Here is a 19,664-nt window from a genome sequence, read left to right as displayed (position 1 = left end):
GCGTTTGGGTCGGGACCGGCTCGATGGGCGGCGTACTCGAATTTTGTGTAGTATTCGGCCAGATGCAACTAGCCCCTAGTTTTGGTGGTCGGCTCCAATAGACTGTTTTATCGCACTACCGCAAACTGCCGCACCGCCCGCCAGTCCCCCGTTCGGGAAACCGCCGTGACTGTATAGAGGCCAGGAGGTAGCCCACCCACGTCCATCCGATAAGGGCCCGGGGCGGTGATCCGTTTCCGGTATACGAGCTGGCCCACTGCATTTGTGAGTTGTAGGGTATAGTGCCCCTGGTGTACCGTGGGTTGCAGGACTACGGTCGTAGCCGCCGGATTGGGGTACAGGCTGAAGAACGCTTGAACTACAGCGGGTTCCGTTTCGGAGACTAATTCAGCTTCATTCGCTGCATTAGGGCTTGCTACATCCAGATAGGTCCATTCAGGCCCGCCATTGGGAAGTCGACCGTAGCTCTCGTCGGTCTGCAGGGGTGGCACGTCTACGGCATCGACGAGATGGATGATCCCATCCGGTGCACGGTAGTACAGTCCGAGGTATTCGCCGGACCGGCTGAGCTTGAAATCGACGTGGAGGTCCCCCCGCTCCGGTGCCGCACTGGCGTGGAAGGTGGTGTAGCCCCCCGCTTCGATGAGTGTGGTGAGGGGGTCAACGCCGGTGAGCTGCCACTTCGTGGGGTCGGCGGGATCGTCCGTTACGTATAGTCCTACCGGACTGACGGGCTGCTCACCGGGATTATACAGCTCGAACCAGTCCGTGAGTCTACCGAGCTTATCGGCGTAGGTGCCGGCATTGTCGGTGAGCACTTCATTAATCACCAGCTGTGGCACCTGCGTGGCCTCCGCCGCAACAAATACGGCAATAGTACTGAAATCATGGTCCAGCACCACGTCAAGTCGTGGCACCGTGGCGGTGGTGTCTCCCTCCCAGTGGGAGAAGACGTAGCCGGGCTGCGGGATCGCGGTGAGCTGCACGGGGTAGTCGCGGGTGTAGCTACCCGTCCAGGGATAGGGCCGGCGCTGCCACCCCGGGGTGCGTGAATCCAGGTACAGGGTGTTTACGCTCACCCTGCCACCGGCCGGGGAGGCTACATCGACGGTAAGCTGATGGAGGCTTGTGTCCAGAGCAAACGTTTTGATGAGGCGGTCCCGTGCGAAGCCGGTACGACGGGTCACGAAATCGAGGGTGTGGGCGTAATGAGTCTCGTAGCGTTCCGCCGACTTGCCCCAGCGCGCCAGGTGGCGGCCTAGCTCGGGCTCGATAATTTGGCGGACGGCCTCCAACTCGGCGGCGACATAGCTGGGCGAGAATGAGGTATTGTACAGATCGAAAGCGCGGCGTATGAACCGCTCCCTGAAGTCCGGATGCCGGAGCAGATTCCGCAGCATCCAGGTATAGTCACCGCCGCCCCAGCCGCCCCAGCCCGTGGCCATGCTCAGGAAGTCGAAGTCTGGCTGCCCTACCGCCGCGGCCGTCTGGGTACCCAGACCGTAGTCGATGTCCCAGAGTACCCAGCGCCAGCGCCCGGCTGCGTGGCGCGGTCGCCAAAATTTGATGTTGTTGTTTAGCCAGTCCTGGTTGCCCACGAAGATCTCCAGCAGCTGGTAATCGATGAAGTTTGCCCGGTCGATGCGTGCGCTGGCCGTAGCGTAGTGCTCGTCCGTTTGCAGGTCGTGGGTCAGGAAGAATTCCCGCAGCGCCGTGTAGTCCACCCAGTCGCCACTCAGGGTATTCTGCTTGCTGCGCTCCGCGTAGTCATACTCCAGGAAGTCGACCTCCCGGGGCTGTAGGCCGGTATGGCTTTCCAGATAGTGCTCGTCCTGCCGCTCGCGCAGGTTGTACACGCCGAAGTAGGCGCCGTTCAGAAATACATTGACCGGCTGGTAGGCCGACGCATGATGATCCGGGTCGAGCTGCTGGTACAGCCGGTGCGCAAGGGCGTCCTTCAGGTGAATACCGCCCTTCTGGGTACCGTCGTTACCCGCATTGCGGAGGATCAGGCGGCGCAAGCTTTTCACTCCCGTAGTTCCGAACAGGGGGTAATCGATAGCGGACTGCCCGTAGCGGGCGCGGGCGTAGAGCCGCAGCGATTTCTGCCGGGCGGGCTCCGGTGCGTGGATCTTGACGCCCAGGTCAGCGGCGAAGGCGAGCTGCCGGTCCGTACCGAAGTAGGACATCCGGATCGGGCGCTCCTCATCCAACCGATACCGGGTATAGATGCCTCCGTCGCCGAATAGATTGGCCGGGTCAGTGACCAGACTTACTGTAGGCAGGGCCGTATCCTCCAGCAGGTAGGTGGCGGTGACGACCGGGCTGGGCAGTGCGCCGGCACGGTAGGATCTGGCCCGGACGGTAGTGGTCTGCCGCACGGTGAACGGCCCGGTATATGGTATAGCGGTACGGTCAGGTGGGCTTCCATCCAGGGTGTAGTACATGGTACCACTACCGGCTTCCGCCCGTATGACCACCGACAGGCTATCGCGGTAAAATCCTTCGGTATGGACGAAGCCTGGACCGGCCACCGTACCGGTATAGGCCGCTGCTGTAGCATTGCTTGTTCCCGGGCTGGCGGGGCTCAGGTAGTACCAGTTCGTGCGGTCCGTAGGGATCCTGCCCAGGGCCAGATCGGGCTGTAGGGCTACGGCCGGACTGGTGTCCATCACATCACCGCTGGGCCGCAGCAACCGGACCACCTCGCCGGCGGCGCGCAGTTTGAAGTCAGTGTGTAGCTCACCGTTCGGAGCTGGTGCACCGCGACCACTGGCCCATAGTAGGAGGTATCTGTCTGGAGCAAGTATCGTGTCCGGTAGTACCCATGCATCCGTGGGTGCATCACCATCCGTGAGCCGGTATCCTTCCAGTGGTACCGCTACGTTACCGCTATTATAAAGCTCGATCCAGTCGGAGTACTCTCCGTAGTGATCCCGTAGTCCGGTCGTGTTAGCGGTAACGAGCTCGTTGAGCACGATGGACTGCGCCGCGACCCACTGCCCCACCGGAAGGAGTACTAAGGCTAATGCACAGCGTAAGGTGAGGGGGCTGGAGAGGAACAAAAGCCAGATGGTTTGCGTGCCGCCAAGATAGGGCTCAGACCTACAGCTGCTAGCCGTCCAACGGACGGTTGCGGGCTTTACCCGTACCTGCCCCTACGGCTTTCGCACCCCGGCTATCGATATACAGTGTGGGCGAACTGCTTGCCGCCTGAGTACTATCTTACCGCGCTATGTCTACGATTCTACCCGCTTCTTTGGCTACGACGGCCGCCTCCAGTATTCAGCGCCTGACCGTAGACGGTCCCGTAGAAGAAATGGCGCAGCGTACCCGCGAGCTGGCCGATACCATGATCACCCGGGGAGATACCTGCCCCTCCGGCGAGGAGGAAAACCCGCTGGATCTGGACTGCCGGCTGCTACACTTCGTATGGGCCGAGCGCGCCAAGCACTTCATGATGCTTTACCGCGACGTGCAGTTGCAGCTTCAGGTAGCTAGTCTACTGGTCGCCGAAGGGCAGTCTACTCCCGAGGAGGTGGACGATCTATACGCCCGCTCCCGCTTCGCGCTCACCGAGGCCCTGGAGGAATGGGAACACGATCACCAGACCCAGCTGGAGCTGCTACAGCGCGACGAACGCAAGCGCCGCAAGCAGCTCAACGCCTGGAAGCTTCAGCACAATCCCTGGCCCGTGTACCGCCACCAACTCAACGAACTGGCGGGGCAGTCTGAAGACCTGGCGGAAGAATACACTAGCCTGCAGCAGGAGCAGCAGCACTTCACCCAGTTGCGGAACCTACTGGAGGAGGCCATCGAGGCCAGTCAGCAGGTGATCGACCGCGCGGCCCGTCGCGCCACCGAAGTCACCGAATACATCACCACCGGCGACCACGACCTGGAGCGGCCCGGCATGGTGGCCAGTAAACTGGACGACTACATCAGCGAAGAGGCCACCCTGCCCCGGCTTGATCGCTTCACCAATGCGATCACTACCAAGACCGCCCAGCTGGGCGAGCAGCGCGTAACGGTAGCTTCCGATGAGGGCATGCTGCGATACAAGGAGGTCAACTTCCGCCGCGCCACCGATCAGTGGGTATCGGCCCAGGCCATGCCCCTGCTCTACGAGCTCTGGGAGCTGAGCGCACAGGTCAGCAACGGACTCAACGTAGCTCTGGTCAACGTACGCAACCGCGCCCTCCTGCTGAGCAACGAGATCAAGGCCGGTCACGACGTTAGTTTCACGAACAATTCACTGGCCGAACCCTTCCGCACCTTCACCGAGCAGATCGCAGCGCGGCGGCGCGACTACACTACCCTGCGGCAGCGCCTGGAGGCCCGCATCGAGCAGGACCTGCGGCTGACGTCCGTATACCGCGCCGAGGCCGGTTTCCTACCGCTACCGCTACAGACCGGCATCAATGTATTTACCCGCCGCCAGGGCCGCCTGGTCAATACCGTACGCAACTGGCTGGGTGAGCACGTCACGGGTGTAAACCGCCTGCTGGGCGATGCGGTGCGTGAAGACCGCCTCAGTGTGAGTGAGCGCACCGTGCGGGTGATCCGCCAGCGGAGCGTCTCACCGGACAATGCCGCCTATACCAATATTCTGATGACCAAGGGCTACATCGGGGAATCTTTTCTGGTAGGCCGCGAACGCGAGACGGCCCACATGGCGCAGCTCGTCGACAGCTGGCGGCAGGGCTACCGGGGTGCCGTGGTGCTGACCGGCAACCGACTGGCCGGCAAGACGCTATTCGGTGAGATGATCACCAACCGCTACTTTGCCGGGCAGACCATCCGGCTGCAGCCCAACGCTCCCCTGACCGTGCAGGGCCGGCGTACTAAGACCAGCGGGAACCTGCGCGAAGCCCTGGCATTCGTACAGAAGTATACCCTGCAGTCGCGCCCCCTGGTGTGGATCGACGACCTGGAACTCTGGTGGGACAAGGACCACGGACTGGCCGAGAACGTGCGCGCGCTCGGCGAGCACATCGACGACTACTCCGGACGCATCTTCTACCTCGTAGCTACAACCAACGCCGTGTACCGCCACCTGGACCGCTTCATGGAGCTCGACCGGGTATTTCAGACCGAGATCAACCTGGACGACTTTGCGCTGGACGACATGCGCCAGGCCGTACTGCTGCGGCACGGGGCCACCCACAAGCAAATGGTGAATGCACAGGGCGAAGCCATCAGCGAGGCGGCCTTCGGCCAGCTCGTACGCCGCATTTACCGGGCCACGGACGGCAACGTGGGGGACACCATCAACCGGTGGGCGTACTTCACCGAGCGGTACGACGACACGCGGGTCTACCAACCGGTAGGCCGCCGCTACACATTACCCGGCTTTCTGACGCCCGATACGGCCACGATCCTTTCCACGCTCGTGCTCGAGAAGCGCAGCCGCGACTTCAGACTGCGCAGACTCTTCGGTCCGGCCTACGCCGAGCGCTACGGAAGCATTCTGCAGCGATTGATCCGCGTAGGGGTAGTGACCCGCAACAACGACGGCAGTCTGGAGTTAGCCGAGCGGATTGCCAACGACGTAGGCCGCATGCTCGACGCCGAAGATTACCTTACCTACCCCAACTAGCCCCCTGCCGCGTGGATCTACTGCTTTACTCGTACTTCTCCTGGACGGACCTGCTGCTAGCCGCGCTGATCCTCTACGGACTCTACGCCCTGTTGCTGCTGGCCCGCGAGCGCCTCGTGCGCACCAAGCGGGTGGAGGGCTTCCGGGCTACCGCCTACGCGATCGTAGCCCCCTTCCTGCTACTGTACCAACCCATCACGGTGCTGGTACTGGCCGTGATCTTCGTGTACATCAACCCCGTACTGCACGGTACGGTGCTGCTGTTTCTCGTAGCGGCGGGCTTCTCCCGCATCCGCGACTACCTCAGCGGGCGCATCGTACTGTTCAATCCCCTGATCGCGGTGGGCAAGCGCATGCGTACCGAACGGGCCAAGGGGGTCATCAGCCGCATCAGTCCCATCGGCATCTACCTACAGACCGGCGAGGGACTCCACTTCACCAACTATACCACCCTGCTCACCCAGGGCTATAGCCTGGTGACCGGCAAGGACATCGGGGGCTTCTACCAGCTGCACCTCACGCCGCCCAAGGATGCCAGTGCTCCCCTACAGACGCTGGCCGACCGCCTGACCACCACGCCCTACCTCGATCGCAGCTTCAAGCCCGAACTGTCCTATACCGGAAAGGAAGAACGACGCATCCAGGCCCGCCTGTCGGTGCGCGAAGAAAAACAACTCACGGAGCTGCTCGCGCTGCTCGACGAATGGGGATACCCCGCCACGCTTGCCAAACGCTAACCCATGGACTTAGCCAATCCCTACTACCTCATCATCGAGGCCTCGGTGATCATCATCCTGTCGTTCTTTTTCGGCGAGATCAGTAAGCGCACCAATGTACCCTCGGTACTGATGCTCATCATTCTGGGCATTTTTCTCCAGCAGGGCCTGCGCTACTTTGGCCTGGGTAACCTCAACTTCTTTCCGATCCTGGAGATCCTTGGTATCGTCGGGCTGATCATGATCGTCCTGGAGGCCGCCCTGGAGCTCAAGCTGGAACGCGACAAGTACCTGGCCATCGGCAAGGCGCTCATCGTAGCCCTGCTGGGTCTTCTGGCCTCTACCTGGGCCGCTGCGGAGATCCTGGAGTATTTCATCGAAGACATGACCCCCCAGTTGGCCTGGCTGTACGCCACTCCGCTATCCATCCTGTCGAGCGCCATCATCATTCCCAGCGTGACCGGTCTGAAGGGGCACAAGCGGGAGTTCCACATCTATGAGAGTACCTTTTCGGACATCATGGGCATCATGCTGTTCTACTTCATCAGTAGTCAGCTCCCCGTAGCACCTACCGAAGGAGCCGACGGTCTGGACGTCATCGAGCACCACGCCAGCGGACTCGCCTACCTGGGCAATATCCTGATCACCATCGTAGTCTCCCTGGTGGCCAGCTACGTGATCATCCTGATCTTCCAGAACATCAAGAGCCACGTCAAGCTCTTCCTGCTCATCGCGGTGCTGCTGCTGCTTTACGCCATCGGCAAGACCCTGCACCTGTCGTCGCTGATCATCATCCTGACCTTCGGCCTCATCATCGCCAATATGCGGCTGTTCTTTAAGGGTCCACTCCGCAAACTGCTCAACTACAAGCAAGCGCTGCACATCTATGAGGGGCTGCACGTAGTGACGGTAGAAACAGCCTTCGTGGTGCGCACCTTCTTCTTCGTCATCTTCGGTATCACGATCGTGCTGTCTTCCCTGCTGAGTCTGCAGGTGGCTATGGTGAGCGGGCTCATCATTCTCAGTATCTACCTGATCCGCTTCGTCATTCTGCGCATCTTTCTGGGTAGCGATATCCTGCCGCAGCTCTTCGTGGCTCCCCGGGGCCTGATTACGGTACTGCTGTTTAACGCCATTCCCCAGGAGGTACAGGTGGCCGGCTTCGAGCCTGGCGTGCTGCTGTACATCATCATCGGCACCAGCCTCATCATGACCTTTGCCATGATCGTAGACAAGAAGCGTACCACCTCTGCCATCCGCCGCGTGGCCTCCGCTCCCATCGGCTACGAACGCTGGAAGGCCCCCACCCTGGCCGACGCCATCGTCGAAAAGGAGCCGGAACACTAGCCGACCGCGCCCCCATGAAGATGGTCTACATCGCTGCCATACTGCTGGCCGTTATCGTCTTAGCGTACTTCCTCGGCCCCCGGATCGACATTCCGACCTACGCCGAAACCCTCCCCACCGTACCGCAGACGCTGGCTGACCTGGACCGCTACGTGCAGCAAGGAGAAGCCAGCCAACCCACCCGTCCTAATAACCAGGCCCGTATCGTGTGGAACGATTCCACCCCCCGGGTCACTGACTACGCCTTCGTCTACCTCCACGGTTTCGCGGGCAGCTACCGCGACGGCTACCCCGTGAACGTGAACGTCCCCCGCATTTTTGGCAGTAACGTCTACCTGGGCCGCTGGGCCGGACACGGTCTTCAAGCACGGGCCGCCCTACAGGATTTCAGTCCCGAAGCCGCCTGGCAGGATGCCCGCGAAGCCCTGGCCATCGGTAAACAGATCGGCCGACGGGTGATCCTGATGTCCACCTCCACCGGGGGCACCCTGGCCTTCAAGCTGGCGGCCGACTTTCCGGACGACGTGGCCGGCCTCATCAATATGGGCCCCAACGTAGAGGACGACCAGCCCGGCGCCTCCCTCCTCATGTCCCCCTGGGGGCACGAGCTAGCCAACCTGGCCAGTTTCGGCACCAATAAGAAGATCAGCCACGAAGAGCCCGGTGCCGCACAGTATTTCGATACCATCTACCCCTCCCGTGCGCTGGTCGATCTGCAGATACTCGTGCAGACCACCATGGGCGATACTACCTTCCGCAGGGTCCGTAGTCCGGTCCTGATACTGTATTACCACAAGAACGCACTGAACGAAGACGAGCACGTCGAAATAGACCGTTACCCGGAGCTGCACGAGCTCCTGGCTACCCCGCCGGACCAGGTACGCCTACAGCCCCTACCCACTCCCGAAACCCACTTCGTAGGTAGCGACATCAAGTCCAAAGACTGGATGGCCGCCCAGCGCGCCATGGTCGACTTTTGCACCGAAGTGCTCGGCATGCAGCCCCTACTGCCCGTCGATCACGTCGCGGACGCTGCCCTGCTCGAGTAGCCGCCGCCGGGCCTCGCCGTAAGCCAATCCCGTAGCCTCCACGATCATCTTGGTGCCGCGGTCCACGAGTTTGGCGTTGCTGAGCTTCATATCCACCATGCGGTTGTCCCGCACCCGCCCAAGTCGGATCATGACCGTCGTAGTGATCATATTGAGCACCAGCTTCTGGGCGGTCCCCGACTTCATGCGCGTACTACCGGTCACCACCTCAGGGCCTACCACTGCTACAATAGGATGCTCGCACACTTCGGTGACTGGCGCGCCGGGATTGCAGGTCACGCAGCCCGTAAGCAGACCAGCGGCCCGGGCTTCCTGTAGTCCGCCGATCACGTAGGGGGTAGTCCCCGATGCGGCAATCCCGATCAGAGTATCGTCGGCGTTCGGCGTGTAGGTAGCCATATCCTTCCAGGCCTGTCCGGCACTGTCCTCGGCCGCCTCTACGGCGTCGCGCAGGGCACGGTCCCCGCCGGCGATCAGTCCGATCACCATCCCGGGCGGCACACCGTAGGTAGGCGGACACTCACTGGCATCCAGCACGCCCAGACGCCCGCTGGTGCCCGCTCCGATGTAGAACAAGCGTCCGCCCCGCTCCATCCGCGGTACGATCGCTTCGACCAATCGGGTCAGTGCCGGGATGCAGGCCGCTACGGCCGGAGCCACCAGGCTATCCTGCGCATTGATGTAGGTAAGCAGCTCGGCGGCGGAGCGGGTCTCGAGGTGGCGGTAGGGGCCGGGCTGTTCGGTGATGCGTTGCATGGGGGGGGAAGGGGTTATGGAGATAAGGGGTTAAGGGGTTAAGGCGGACGTTGGAGGCGCTGTCGTACCTGGAGCAGGGCGGGAGCGCAGGTGCAGGGTAAGCTAGCGTAGCAGAACCTTCTGACTAGCGGTGCCCCGGGGGGTGGTGACGCGGATGAGGTAGATGCCAGAAGCCAATCCACCTAAATCCAGGGAGAAGCTCGTTTGCTTGGTGGCGGGTAAGCGGTATAGGAATTGGCCGATCGCGCTGTGTACCTCGATCCATTGCACCGGCGACCCCGGCAGGTGGCGAAGCTGGAGGGTACCCGTGGTGGGATTGGGGGAGAGGGCGAAGAAAAAGGCGGGCACGGGGCGGTCGAATAGGCCGGTAGACTGCTCGGCAGCCAGCTCGGAAGTGTAGTAGCTCAGGCCGCCGCGCTGGTTGCCGAAGACGAGGTCGAGGAGCCCGTCGCCGTCAAAATCGGCCGTGGCGGGGGTGGAGAAGGCGCCTAGATCGAGGCCGTCGACAGTGCGGCTGAGGGGGGTGAAGGCTTGGGTATAGTCCGTAAAGGTGTAGGCCTCCAGCGTGCCGGCGCGGTTGCCGGTGAGTAGGACGAAGCGGTCGGCGTAGGTGACTACCTGCGGAGCGGGGTGGCCGCTGCTCGAGCCTGGTGTATTGGTGTTGATGCCGCCGAGTTGCTCCACGTTGCCGGGGGTAGCGAAAAATGCGTCGAAGCGGGGGGCACCGGCCGTGCCCAGGTTGCGGTAGAAGCGGATGCGGCCGTCGAAGCCGCCCACGATCAGGTCGGTGAGGCCGTCGCGGTCGAGGTCGGCCAGGGTAGGTTTGCTGAGCTGGCCGGCGTCGAGGTCCATATAGCCGAATACGGGCTCGGCGAAGGTGGCGGGCCGGCCCGGGCCGGCGGTGTTCTCCAGGTAGATCAGCCGGCCACCCCGCTCGCCGACCATGGCGTCTAGGTCGCCGTCGCTGTCGAGGTCACCGAAGGCAGGAGCGAAGGCGGAGGTGACGTTGTTGAACCGGCTCAGGCCGAGGTAGTCCTCGTCCGCCGTAACGAAGGCCGCCGGGCCGCCGGGTTCGGTCACGTTGCGGATCAGCCGCAGCTGACTGCGTAGGGTGAGGCCGTCAACGTATTCCTCTCCGTTGCCTACTACGAGATCGGGCCGACCGTCGGCGTCAGCGTCGAAGGCGGCCGGCGCACTGTTGCTGCCGTAGTCGATGGACTGGCGGACAAACTGCTGGCTGTCCTGAAACACGAAGTCGGGCCGGGCCTCCGTTCCCGTATTCCGGTAGTACCAGCCTACGTCTATGTTCTCGGCATTGAGGGTCTGGCTGGGACTGGCAATGAGATCCCTCACCCCGTCCTGATCGATATCGACGTGGAAGATAGCGGGGAAGAAGTCTACTTCGACGGGGGTGCCGCCGGTGGGCCAGGTGTCGTCCTGACTGGTCACGTGGGCCAGTTGCCGCGTCCCGGTATTGCGCCCCAGCACGATGTACTCGAAGGATATGTCGCCGAGCATGACATCCTTGAGCCCATTGCCGGTCAGGTCGATACTCAGCGTAGTGGAGCCGGCGTGGCGGCGCTCGACCGTGCTTCCGCCGCCCCGTACGCTGCGGGCGCAGGCATTGGGGGAGTCGGATAGGGTCAGCTCCGGCGTAAGTCCGCTCTCGAAAAAGCCACCAAAGCACTCGCTGGCCAGGGTGTACAGCAGGGTGTCGGTCCCAAAGCCACGCTCCACGCTCTGGTTCTGGTAGTACTCCAGGTAGCCGCCGCCCACGCTGAAGGTGAGGATATCCAGGTCGCCGTCGCCGTCCACATCGTCTACGGCGGGGTAGTCGAGGTTGGTGACGAAGATGGGGGTGAGGGCATTGCCCAGTGGGTAGCTCAGTCCGGCATAAGTGGGCTGTGCGGGGTAGATCAGTAGTCCGTCCGCCGCCCGGCTGCCGCGGTAGACCTGAAAGCCGCCAAAGGCGCCGGAATAGGCAAATAGGTCCTGCACGCCATCGGCATCGTAATCGCGCAGCAGGATCCAGTAGGATAGGTCGTCAGGGAAACCGGCCAGGAGCTCGGGGGCCGGCTCGTAGTTTCCCTCGCCGTCGCCCCGCAGGGCCAGCAGGGCGTCGCCCGCCCGGTCGAACAGGACCAGATCCCCCAACCCATCGCCGTCCAGATCGGCCGCGCTGTACTGGGGGGCGTTGAGTCCGCCGAGCCAGGCCTGGGGGAGCAGCCCGCCCTGGTCATCGCGCACCTCCGGCAACTGTGGTTGCAGGCCCAGCTGCGCCGTAGCACTCAGAGTACCGAAGAGGAATAGCAGACAGAGGGAACGACGCATCATAAGGAGTAGGGCTGCTGTAATCTACGCTAGCTGCCCCCTAAAGTTTGCCCCACCGGACCGCTTTATCGGCGGGCGGACGCCCACCCGCCTGCGCCGCGCTTCGTGGCGTAGTGTATCTTGTCCGGCCAAGCTCGTCGTATGCCCCCCCCCACCCGCTCGCTCCTTCTGTTTGTCCTGCTGCTCCTTACCACCCTCGGTCACGCCCAGTACGGCAGCGTACAGGCAACGGAAACCGGCCTACTGATCCAGGGCGCGGACGCCGGTGCGCAGTTCATGATCAACGGCGATGCGGTTACGCCTAGCCCGGCCGATGGCGGATTACTGCTGGCCGTCGAGCCGGGGATGCAGCTTATTCAGTCTGGCGGAAAGACCGAGCTCTACCACCTGAGCAAGAATCCGGGGCCGGACCGGCTGCGCTACGTGCCGCTGTGGCTATCCATCCTACCGCCGCTGATCGCCATCGGACTGGCGTTGCTCTTCAAGGAGGTCATCATCTCGCTCTTTGCTGGTATCTGGGTGGGGGCCTTCATCGCTGGCGGCTTCCGCTTCGAGTTCTTCCTGGGGGTGATCAAGTCGCTGCTCACCACCATCGACACTTACATCATCAACTCCCTCAACGACGCCGGCCACCTGAGCGTGCTGGTGTTCAGTCTGATGATCGGCGGCATGGTGGCCATCATCAGTCGCAACGGGGGTATGGCCGGCGTGGTGCACCGCATGACCAAGTACGCCACCAATCCCCGCCGCGGACAGTTCGTCACCTGGCTGCTGGGCGTGGCCATCTTCTTCGACGATTACGCCAACACCCTGATCGTGGGCAACACCATGCGCTCGGTCACGGACCGCTTCCGCATCAGCCGCGAGAAGCTGGCCTACATCGTAGATTCTACCGCGGCCCCCGTCGCCTCGGTGGCCTTCATCACTACCTGGATCGGGGCCGAGCTGGGCTACATCGGCGACGGCATCGAGCAGGTCGAGCACTTCGCCGGTACTACGCCCTATGCGATCTTCATCGAGTCGCTGAAGTACAGTTATTACCCGGTACTCACCCTGGCCTTCATTCTGTTCCTGATCTTTCAGCGCAAGGACTACGGCCCCATGTGGCGCGCCGAAGACCGTGCCCGCACCACCGGACAGGTCAAGGCCATCAGCGCCAACGAGGCGGCGGTGAGCGAGCAGGAAGACCTCGACCCAGTGCCCGGTGCCCCCCTGCGCGCGCGCAACGCCGCCATCCCCGTAGCGGTAGTGATCCTCATGACGATCATCGGTCTGCTCAATACCGGTCTGGAATCCCTGGCCGGCAACATGGACGTGCCGATGAGCACCAACGATTGGGGCGCAGTCTGGGGAGCCCTCGACGGCAACTTCTTCGGCAAACTCGGACTCACTATCGGCGCGGCCGACAGCTACGTCGCCCTCCTCTGGGCCAGTATGAGCGGCGTACTCGTAGCCATCGCGCTCACCGTAGGCCAGCGCATCATGAACATCGAGCAGACCATCGGCTCGCTCACCGCCGGCTTCAAGGCCATGTTCTCGGCCGTGATGATCCTCACCCTGGCCTGGGCCCTGGCACTGACCACCGAAGAACTCCACACCGCCACCTTCCTGGTCGAGCTGCTCGGCAGCGCCCTCAATCCGTACTTCATCCAGCCCGTCATCTTCGTACTGGCCGCCCTGGTGAGCTTTTCTACCGGTAGCAGTTGGAGCACGATGGCCATCCTCTACCCCATTGCCATTCCGCTCACATGGTCGGTCGCGATGTTCTCCGGCTGGGATGAACCCGAGGCGGCAGGCCTACTGTACAATGTGATCAGTACCGTCCTGGCCGCCAGTGTACTCGGCGATCACTGCTCCCCGATCTCGGACACGACCATCCTGAGTAGCCTGGCCTCTGACTGCAACCACATCGACCACGTCCGCACCCAGCTGCCCTACGCCCTCACGGTGGGCTCCGTAGCTATGGCCTGCGGTTTTCTCTCCACCCTGCTCGGCGGGGGCTGGACGGTCTGCCTCTCCCTGATGGCCGGCGGACTGGTCCTGCTATTCTTCGTCGTGAAGTTCGTAGGCCGTACGATGGAAATGGATGACTAGCTAACGATCGACCCGTGACTGATCGCCAGCTCTTCCGCAGAGTAGCCGGCGTACTGCTCCGCCAGCGGCACGGTTTGCAGTGCACCTGCGTCCCCGCCCAGGTAGTCCTCTTCCCGGATGGGGATGCCGAGCTCCTGGTACATGGCCACGTAATCGCGCCACCGCAGGCGGTTCTGGGGCTGGATCGTATTGTCGATCGCGGCCCACTGCTGCTCGGTGAAGCGTAGGAAATTGTAGATCGTGATGCTGCCGTCCAGGTGGGCGAAGTGGTCGCTCAGGTCGATGAAGTGGCTCATTACGCCGTCCGGCTTCAGTACCCGCTTGAACTCCCGCAGGATGTTGCGCAGTACCGGGGTGTAGACGTGCTCGAAGGTATTGTTGGAGCAGATGAAGTCGAAGTGCTGCTCGGGGTAGGTGAGCCGGGTGGCGTCCATGACCAGGGCCTCGGTGTGGATGAGCGTGTGGATGCTTCCTACGTCGTGCGCCTCGGCGTTCACGAGCAGGTTGCGCAAATTAGCCAGCCGGGCCGGATCGATGGGGCCGGTGTACGCCTGCAGGCGGCCGGTATCGTAGTAGCCCAGGATCCTGCGAATAGCCGTGAGCTGCCGCGCCTTGCTCGTCCAGTCGCGGATGTCGATGGTCACGATCTTGCGGAAGCCCACCAGGTAGAGCAGCGTGGGCACGACGGGGTACCAGCCGGTGCCGAGTTCCAGGACAGTGGCCTGACCTGCAGGGGTGGTTCCGTAGGTGCGGTAGTAGCGGATGTGGTCGCGGGCGGCGTCCAGCTTATACTCCAGGTGGGTATCGGTGAGCCGTACGCCGCGCGTCACGTACTTCTGTAACACGAAGTTGATGTGCTCCTTGTACGGGAGGTAGGAGATGCCCTTTTGTACGGCGGCTTTTAGGATCCACTTGGCCATGGGAGGGGGTAGGGGGTTAGGCAAATTGATAGCTGGCGTCGGCATGTCCACCCGACTTAGTTAAGCGGCCGTTGTCTACTCCACTACGTAGATCGCGAGTGGCCGTGGCGGGTGAGATATTCTTATGATAGTGCTGGTAGTCCTTGCGAACGAAGGGACGGGTGCCGAAGTGCTCCCGGAAGGCAGAAAGCCGATCGGACGGCGAATGCTGAATATTGGCCTCCTGTAGTTGCTCCTCCAGCGCGGTACGCATGGCGGCAAGCATATAGATTATGAACGGGTTTGAATTCCCCACCGACTGACTGTGACGGAGGGCATCGTAATAGTCTTGCTGCCTACTGTGTACAATATTTTCTAGAGGTACGTACTGTAATACGGGATACCGCTCCTTCAAGATAACTGTTTGCCACAGCCGTCCCATACGGCCGTTGCCGTCAGAGAAAGGGTGAATGAATTCGAATTCATAATGAAAAACGCAGCTTTTGACTACAGTATCCTCCTGATAGTTCACTAGATAGTCAAACAGATCCCCCATCAGTCGGGGTACCTGGCGAGCCGGTGGAGCGATATGAATTACTCGATCGCCGTCCACTACACCGACTCCGCTGTTGCGGTACCTGCCTGCGTCATCGATCAGGGCCTGCATTAATGTACCGTGCGCGCTCAGCAGATCATCTTCCTGACCAGACAACAGGTTACCAACACTATCGTACACTGAAATGGCATTTTTCACTTCCTGGATGTCCCTGGGTGGACCGATCACCGGCTTACCCTCCAAAATGGCGGTTACCTGTTCCTGACTAAGTCTATTGCCCTCGATCGCTAAACTTGAATGGAGCGATTTAATCTTATTCTGACGACGCAACTGAAGGTTTCCCGCTAGCAGTTGGTAGCCTTCCAACTGACCAATCAAACGAATCACCTCACCCAGCGCAAACTGGATCTCAGCGGTGATAGCATAAGGCGGTTTGTAGGGCATGATCTAATCATATGATTAGATCACAAGGTAGTGAAACCTAAGGTCCAATTACGCGCTACACCTTCCGCCGCTCCCAGTAATTTTGCGCCGACACCTCCTCCAGCAGCTGTAGGTAAGAGTAGTAGCGCAGGTCCGTCACCCGATCGTCGCCCTCCTCGACCGATTCCTTGACCGCGCAGCCGGGCTCGTCCTTGTGCAGACAGGAGCCCCCGAAGCGACACGCCTCGCTCAGCGCAAAGATCTCGCGGAAGTTATGTGCCACGTCCTGCGGCTTGAAGTAGTTGAAGCCCAGCGTCTTGATGCCCGGCGTGTCGATCAGTTCTCCACCGAAGCTCAGCTGGAACAGCTCGGCAAAGGTGGTGGTGTGCTGCCCCTTACCCGTATAGCCGGATAGCTCGCCGGTGCGTAGGTCTAGTCCGGGCTCGACGGCGTTAACTAGGGTACTCTTGCCTACCCCGCTCTGTCCGCTCAGCAGGTTGCGCTTGTTTTTTAGTAGTTCGCGCAGCTCCTCGATGCCCTGTCCGCTGGTAGCACTCACGAGCAGCACGGTGTAGCCGATGTCGGTATACAGGTCATGGACCACCTGATAGGTCTCCAGCTCCTCCTCTTCGTATAGGTCAGCCTTATTCACCACGATCACCGTGGGTATGCCGAAGGGCTCGGTCATCAGCAGGAAGCGGTCGATAAAGCCCAGTTTCACGCCCGGATCGATGATGGTGGTGATGAGCACCGCCTGGTCCACATTGCTGGCGATCAGGTGCAGGTCGTGCTTGCGGCGGGGACTCTGGCGTACGACGTAGTTCGTCCGGTCCGCGATCCCACGGATGGCCCCGGTCTCCGCATCGTTCAGAATATCCACCTCCACGCTCACCCGGTCGCCCACCGCGATGGGGTTGGTGAGGTTCAGCTCGTTGAGCCGGAACTTACCCGCCACGCGGCAGCGAAGGGTGGTAGCCCCGTCGGGCGTCTCCTCATCCAGCAGCACGTTGTACCAGCTGCCGGTCGATTTTATCACGGTACCTTCTAGCATGGGGGGTAAGGGGGGTTAAGGGGTTAGGGAGTTAAGGCGGGCGTCGTAGGGGTGATGGGTGGAACGGGGGGGCGGGGCCGCAGGTGCGAAAGAAAGTCAGTTCGTAAGCAGCTGTAAACGTATTTAATCGCAAGTATTCGTTTAATCTACTGCTAGCTGAGGCATCCGTCCCGTACTTGCAGCTCAAACGTATTTGCCTTCCCCTATGTCCACCAACCCCGAACTCGACCTCGCCTACCAGTTTGTCAGTCAGACCGACCGCCACGTATTTCTGACCGGAAAGGCCGGCACGGGCAAGACCACCTTCCTGCACCGTATCCGCCGCGAGGTACTCAAGCGCATGGTCGTAGTAGCTCCCACGGGGGTGGCGGCCATCAATGCGAAGGGGGTGACCATCCACAGTCAGTTTCAGCTCCCCTTCGGGGTCCTTACCCCCGACCGACTACAGGCCGATCTGCGCACCCACCGGCTCAGTCGGCAGAAGGCCGACGTGCTCCGCAGCCTCGATCTGTTGGTGATCGATGAGATCAGTATGGTGCGGGTCGATGTACTGGATGCCATCAGTGCCGTATTGCGCAAGTACCGCCGCAGCGAGCGGCCCTTCGGCGGCGTACAACTCCTAATGATCGGCGACCTCCACCAGCTACCACCCGTGGTGCGCGATAACGAGTGGAACCAGCTGCGGGATGATTACCAGACCGCCTACTTCTTCGGCAGCAAGGCCCTGGCCGAGGCCGGTGTACGCACCATTCAGTTGCAGCACATTTACCGGCAGTCCGACGCCGACTTCATCGACCTGCTCAACCAGGTGCGCAACGATCGGCTAGACGCAGCCAGTCTGCAGCAGCTCAACTCCCGCTATCGGGGGCCTGAATTCCAGCCGCCGGCCTCCGAAGACTACATCACCCTCAGCTCCCACAACCGCACGGCGGACCAGATCAATGCGCGGCAGCTCGCTACCCTCACTACTCCCCTCCACACCTTCGCTGCCACCATATCCGGCAAGTTTCCCGAATCAATGTACCCGAATGAGGAGACGCTGAGCTTCCGCGTCGGGGCACAGGTGATGTTCAACAAGAACGACACGGCGGAAAAGCTCTATTACAACGGCAAGATCGGCCGCATCACCAAGATCGAGGGGCAGGAGATCGAGGTGAGCTGTCCGGGCGAAGACCCCATCCCCGTCCTGCCCGTAGCCTGGGAGAATCGCACCTACGAGCTCGACAAGGTGACCAAGGAGGTCAACGACGAAGTGATCGGCACCTTCGAGCAGCACCCCCTGCGCCTGGCCTGGGCCATCACGATCCACAAGAGTCAGGGACTGACCTTCGAACGGGTCATCATCGATGCGGCGGCCGCCTTTGCGCACGGACAGGTCTACGTGGCCCTCAGCCGCTGTAAGACCTTCGAAGGTATCGTACTGCGTAGCCGCATCGGCGACAGCAGCGTGCGCACCGACCGCGTCGTCCAGGACTACTCCTCCCGCGCCGATGACGAAGCGCCCACGCCGGACGATCTGCGCAGTGACCAGCGGGAGTTCCAGCTCAACTGCCTGCGCGAGCTGTTCGACTTCCGGGAGGCCGACCGGCAGCTCGGCTGGCTAGAGCGCGTACTGTTCGAGCACGAGTCGGCCGTGCAGGGGGATGCCCTCGCCGAAGCCCGTGCCATACGTAGCGATCTCGATCAACGGGTCGGCAAGCTTGGAACCGGCTTCCTCCGCCAGCTCACTGCCTACGCCAAACAGGACACGCTGCCGGCCGATCACCCGGAGCTCAGCGAACGGCTTAGGAACGCCAGTGCCCACTTTCAGGAGCCGCTCGAGGCAGTCTGCACCCGACTCGCCGCCCTACCCTTCATGTCCGACAACCGCAAGGTCTTCGACAGCATCACCGAGCGGCTCCGGGAGGCTGCCCTGACCTGCTTCATCAAACTGCGCACCTTTGCCGTTCTGGGTGAAGGCTTCCACCCCGATACCTACCTGCGGGCGCGCGCCGACGCTACCATTGAGTTCGAACAGCGGGCGAAGAGCAGTAGTGGTAAGAAGACCAGCTCGACCGCCGGCGCCAGCAGCCACCCCATCCTGTACCAGGAGCTGGCGAAGTGGCGCACCAAAACGGCCGAGGATCAGGGCATAGCCGCCTACCGCATTCTCCACAACGCCGTGCTGCTCCGATTAGCCGACACGCTGCCCCGCGACGCGGCCGCCATATTACAGGTAGAGGGCTTTGGGGAGAAGTCGCGTGAAGCCTACGGCGACGAGCTCCTGGTATTGATTGAAAAGTACTGCGATGCGGACCGTGTAACCGTCTCTACCTCCGGCACGAAGCAACAGAGCCTGGACGCTTTCCGCCGGGGACTCACCGTAGCTGAGGTAGCCACGCAGCGCGGCTACACCGAGGGTACGATTTACAACCACCTCGCACACTGGGTAAAGACAGGGGAACTAGCCGTAGAAGAATTGATCGCGCCGGACCGGCTGGAGGTTATCACCAGCTACCTGACCGACCGGGAGATCGAGGGCTACAAAGAGGTATTCGAGCACTTCGACAAGGCGTATAGCTACGAGGAAATTCGTCTGGCGGCTGCTTCGCTACCCCCAAATAAAAAAGAGGCAACAAGTTGCCTCCCAATAACCCCAAAAAACCAAATGAAAACTAGTTCTTGTACGAAGTAGCAGTAATTAATACTGCGCTACCGCATGCTTAAGATACATTAAATGTAATCTTCCGTACGCAACTACACAAATTTATTTTTCGTGGATGCGTTACTACCTCTTGCTCACGCCGTACGTACATCTCCCCGATCTGGAAATGCAACTATGGCTGACCCCGACCCGTTATTCG

General features: G+C 61.4%; 12 protein-coding genes. 6 read left to right on the top strand and 6 right to left on the bottom strand.

The genetic code is table 11. The features are described 5' to 3' along the window. Positions 1 to 107: 107 nt before the first annotated feature. Positions 108 to 3,065: a CotH kinase family protein gene (locus tag MJQ68_RS13200; protein ID WP_238751592.1), complete on the bottom strand. Its 2,958-nt coding sequence runs from the start codon at positions 3,063 to 3,065 to the stop codon at positions 108 to 110. A gap of 170 nt (positions 3,066 to 3,235) precedes the next feature. Between MJQ68_RS13200 and MJQ68_RS13195 the strand changes: the two genes are divergently transcribed. The 4 genes from MJQ68_RS13195 to MJQ68_RS13180 are packed head-to-tail and all read left to right on the top strand — an operon-like array spanning position 3,236 to position 8,711. After that, a complete protein-coding gene (locus tag MJQ68_RS13195; RefSeq protein ID WP_238751591.1) occupies positions 3,236 to 5,599 on the top strand; it encodes a hypothetical protein in 2,364 nt (787 codons plus the stop codon). Between the two features lie 11 nt (positions 5,600 to 5,610). Continuing rightward, a complete protein-coding gene (locus MJQ68_RS13190; RefSeq protein ID WP_238751590.1) occupies positions 5,611 to 6,336 on the top strand; it encodes a hypothetical protein in 726 nt (241 codons plus the stop codon). 3 nt (positions 6,337 to 6,339) lie between these two features. Further along, positions 6,340 to 7,662, top strand: coding sequence for a cation:proton antiporter domain-containing protein (locus MJQ68_RS13185; protein ID WP_238751589.1), 1,323 nt, complete (start codon positions 6,340 to 6,342; stop codon positions 7,660 to 7,662). 14 nt (positions 7,663 to 7,676) lie between these two features. Beyond that, positions 7,677 to 8,711 (top strand): alpha/beta hydrolase, encoded by a 1,035-nt coding sequence (locus MJQ68_RS13180; protein WP_238751588.1) that lies wholly within the window; start codon positions 7,677 to 7,679, stop codon positions 8,709 to 8,711. On the opposite strand, the gene murQ is transcribed toward MJQ68_RS13180, so the two are convergent. After that, on the bottom strand, positions 8,667 to 9,467 hold the full coding sequence (gene murQ / locus MJQ68_RS13175; RefSeq protein ID WP_238751587.1) for an N-acetylmuramic acid 6-phosphate etherase: 801 nt from the start codon (positions 9,465 to 9,467) through the stop codon (positions 8,667 to 8,669). The genes MJQ68_RS13180 and murQ overlap by 45 nt on opposite strands. 102 nt (positions 9,468 to 9,569) lie before the next feature. Continuing rightward, on the bottom strand, positions 9,570 to 11,801 hold the full coding sequence (locus tag MJQ68_RS13170) for a T9SS type A sorting domain-containing protein (RefSeq protein ID WP_238751586.1): 2,232 nt from the start codon (positions 11,799 to 11,801) through the stop codon (positions 9,570 to 9,572). 138 nt (positions 11,802 to 11,939) lie between these two features. On the opposite strand from MJQ68_RS13170, the gene MJQ68_RS13165 reads away from it, so the two are divergent. After that, entirely contained in the window at positions 11,940 to 13,892 is a 1,953-nt protein-coding gene (locus MJQ68_RS13165; protein ID WP_238751585.1) for a Na+/H+ antiporter NhaC family protein, read from the top strand. On the opposite strand, the gene MJQ68_RS13160 is transcribed toward MJQ68_RS13165, so the two are convergent. From MJQ68_RS13160 to rsgA, 3 genes are read right to left on the bottom strand one after another with little or no spacing between them, the layout of a single operon-like run. Continuing rightward, positions 13,889 to 14,812, bottom strand: coding sequence for a class I SAM-dependent methyltransferase (locus MJQ68_RS13160; RefSeq protein ID WP_238751584.1), 924 nt, complete (start codon positions 14,810 to 14,812; stop codon positions 13,889 to 13,891). The two genes, MJQ68_RS13165 and MJQ68_RS13160, sit on opposite strands and share 4 nt — an antisense overlap. Positions 14,813 to 14,828: 16 nt before the next feature. Beyond that, the gene (locus MJQ68_RS13155; RefSeq protein WP_238751583.1) at positions 14,829 to 15,791 is read right to left on the bottom strand and encodes a Fic family protein; all 963 of its coding nucleotides are present in this window, start codon (positions 15,789 to 15,791) and stop codon (positions 14,829 to 14,831) included. 55 nt (positions 15,792 to 15,846) lie between these two features. Continuing rightward, positions 15,847 to 16,821, bottom strand: coding sequence for a ribosome small subunit-dependent GTPase A (gene rsgA, locus MJQ68_RS13150; protein ID WP_238751582.1), 975 nt, complete (start codon positions 16,819 to 16,821; stop codon positions 15,847 to 15,849). A 205-nt stretch (positions 16,822 to 17,026) separates the two neighbouring features. Between rsgA and MJQ68_RS13145 the strand changes: the two genes are divergently transcribed. Further along, a complete protein-coding gene (locus tag MJQ68_RS13145) occupies positions 17,027 to 19,495 on the top strand; it encodes a helix-turn-helix domain-containing protein (RefSeq protein WP_238751581.1) in 2,469 nt (822 codons plus the stop codon). Positions 19,496 to 19,664: the final 169 nt, after the last annotated feature.

The sequence above is a fragment of the Neolewinella maritima genome, from assembly GCF_923081025.1.
Taxonomy (GTDB): Bacteria; Bacteroidota; Bacteroidia; order Chitinophagales; family Saprospiraceae; genus Neolewinella; species Neolewinella maritima.
The sequence above is the reverse complement of the archived record's forward strand: the minus strand, read 5'-3'. Positions and strand labels throughout refer to the sequence as shown.

Coding starts and splice junctions, on each gene's coding strand:
- MJQ68_RS13155 (WP_238751583.1), bottom strand. CDS start 15,791: ATGCCCTACAAACCGCCTTATGCTATCACCGCTGAGATCCAGTTTGCG.
- MJQ68_RS13165 (WP_238751585.1), top strand. CDS start 11,940: ATGCCCCCCCCCACCCGCTCGCTCCTTCTGTTTGTCCTGCTGCTCCTT.
- MJQ68_RS13180 (WP_238751588.1), top strand. CDS start 7,677: ATGAAGATGGTCTACATCGCTGCCATACTGCTGGCCGTTATCGTCTTA.
- MJQ68_RS13145 (WP_238751581.1), top strand. CDS start 17,027: ATGTCCACCAACCCCGAACTCGACCTCGCCTACCAGTTTGTCAGTCAG.
- MJQ68_RS13160 (WP_238751584.1), bottom strand. CDS start 14,812: ATGGCCAAGTGGATCCTAAAAGCCGCCGTACAAAAGGGCATCTCCTAC.
- MJQ68_RS13185 (WP_238751589.1), top strand. CDS start 6,340: ATGGACTTAGCCAATCCCTACTACCTCATCATCGAGGCCTCGGTGATC.
- MJQ68_RS13195 (WP_238751591.1), top strand. CDS start 3,236: ATGTCTACGATTCTACCCGCTTCTTTGGCTACGACGGCCGCCTCCAGT.
- MJQ68_RS13170 (WP_238751586.1), bottom strand. CDS start 11,801: ATGATGCGTCGTTCCCTCTGTCTGCTATTCCTCTTCGGTACTCTGAGT.
- murQ (WP_238751587.1), bottom strand. CDS start 9,467: ATGCAACGCATCACCGAACAGCCCGGCCCCTACCGCCACCTCGAGACC.
- rsgA (WP_238751582.1), bottom strand. CDS start 16,821: ATGCTAGAAGGTACCGTGATAAAATCGACCGGCAGCTGGTACAACGTG.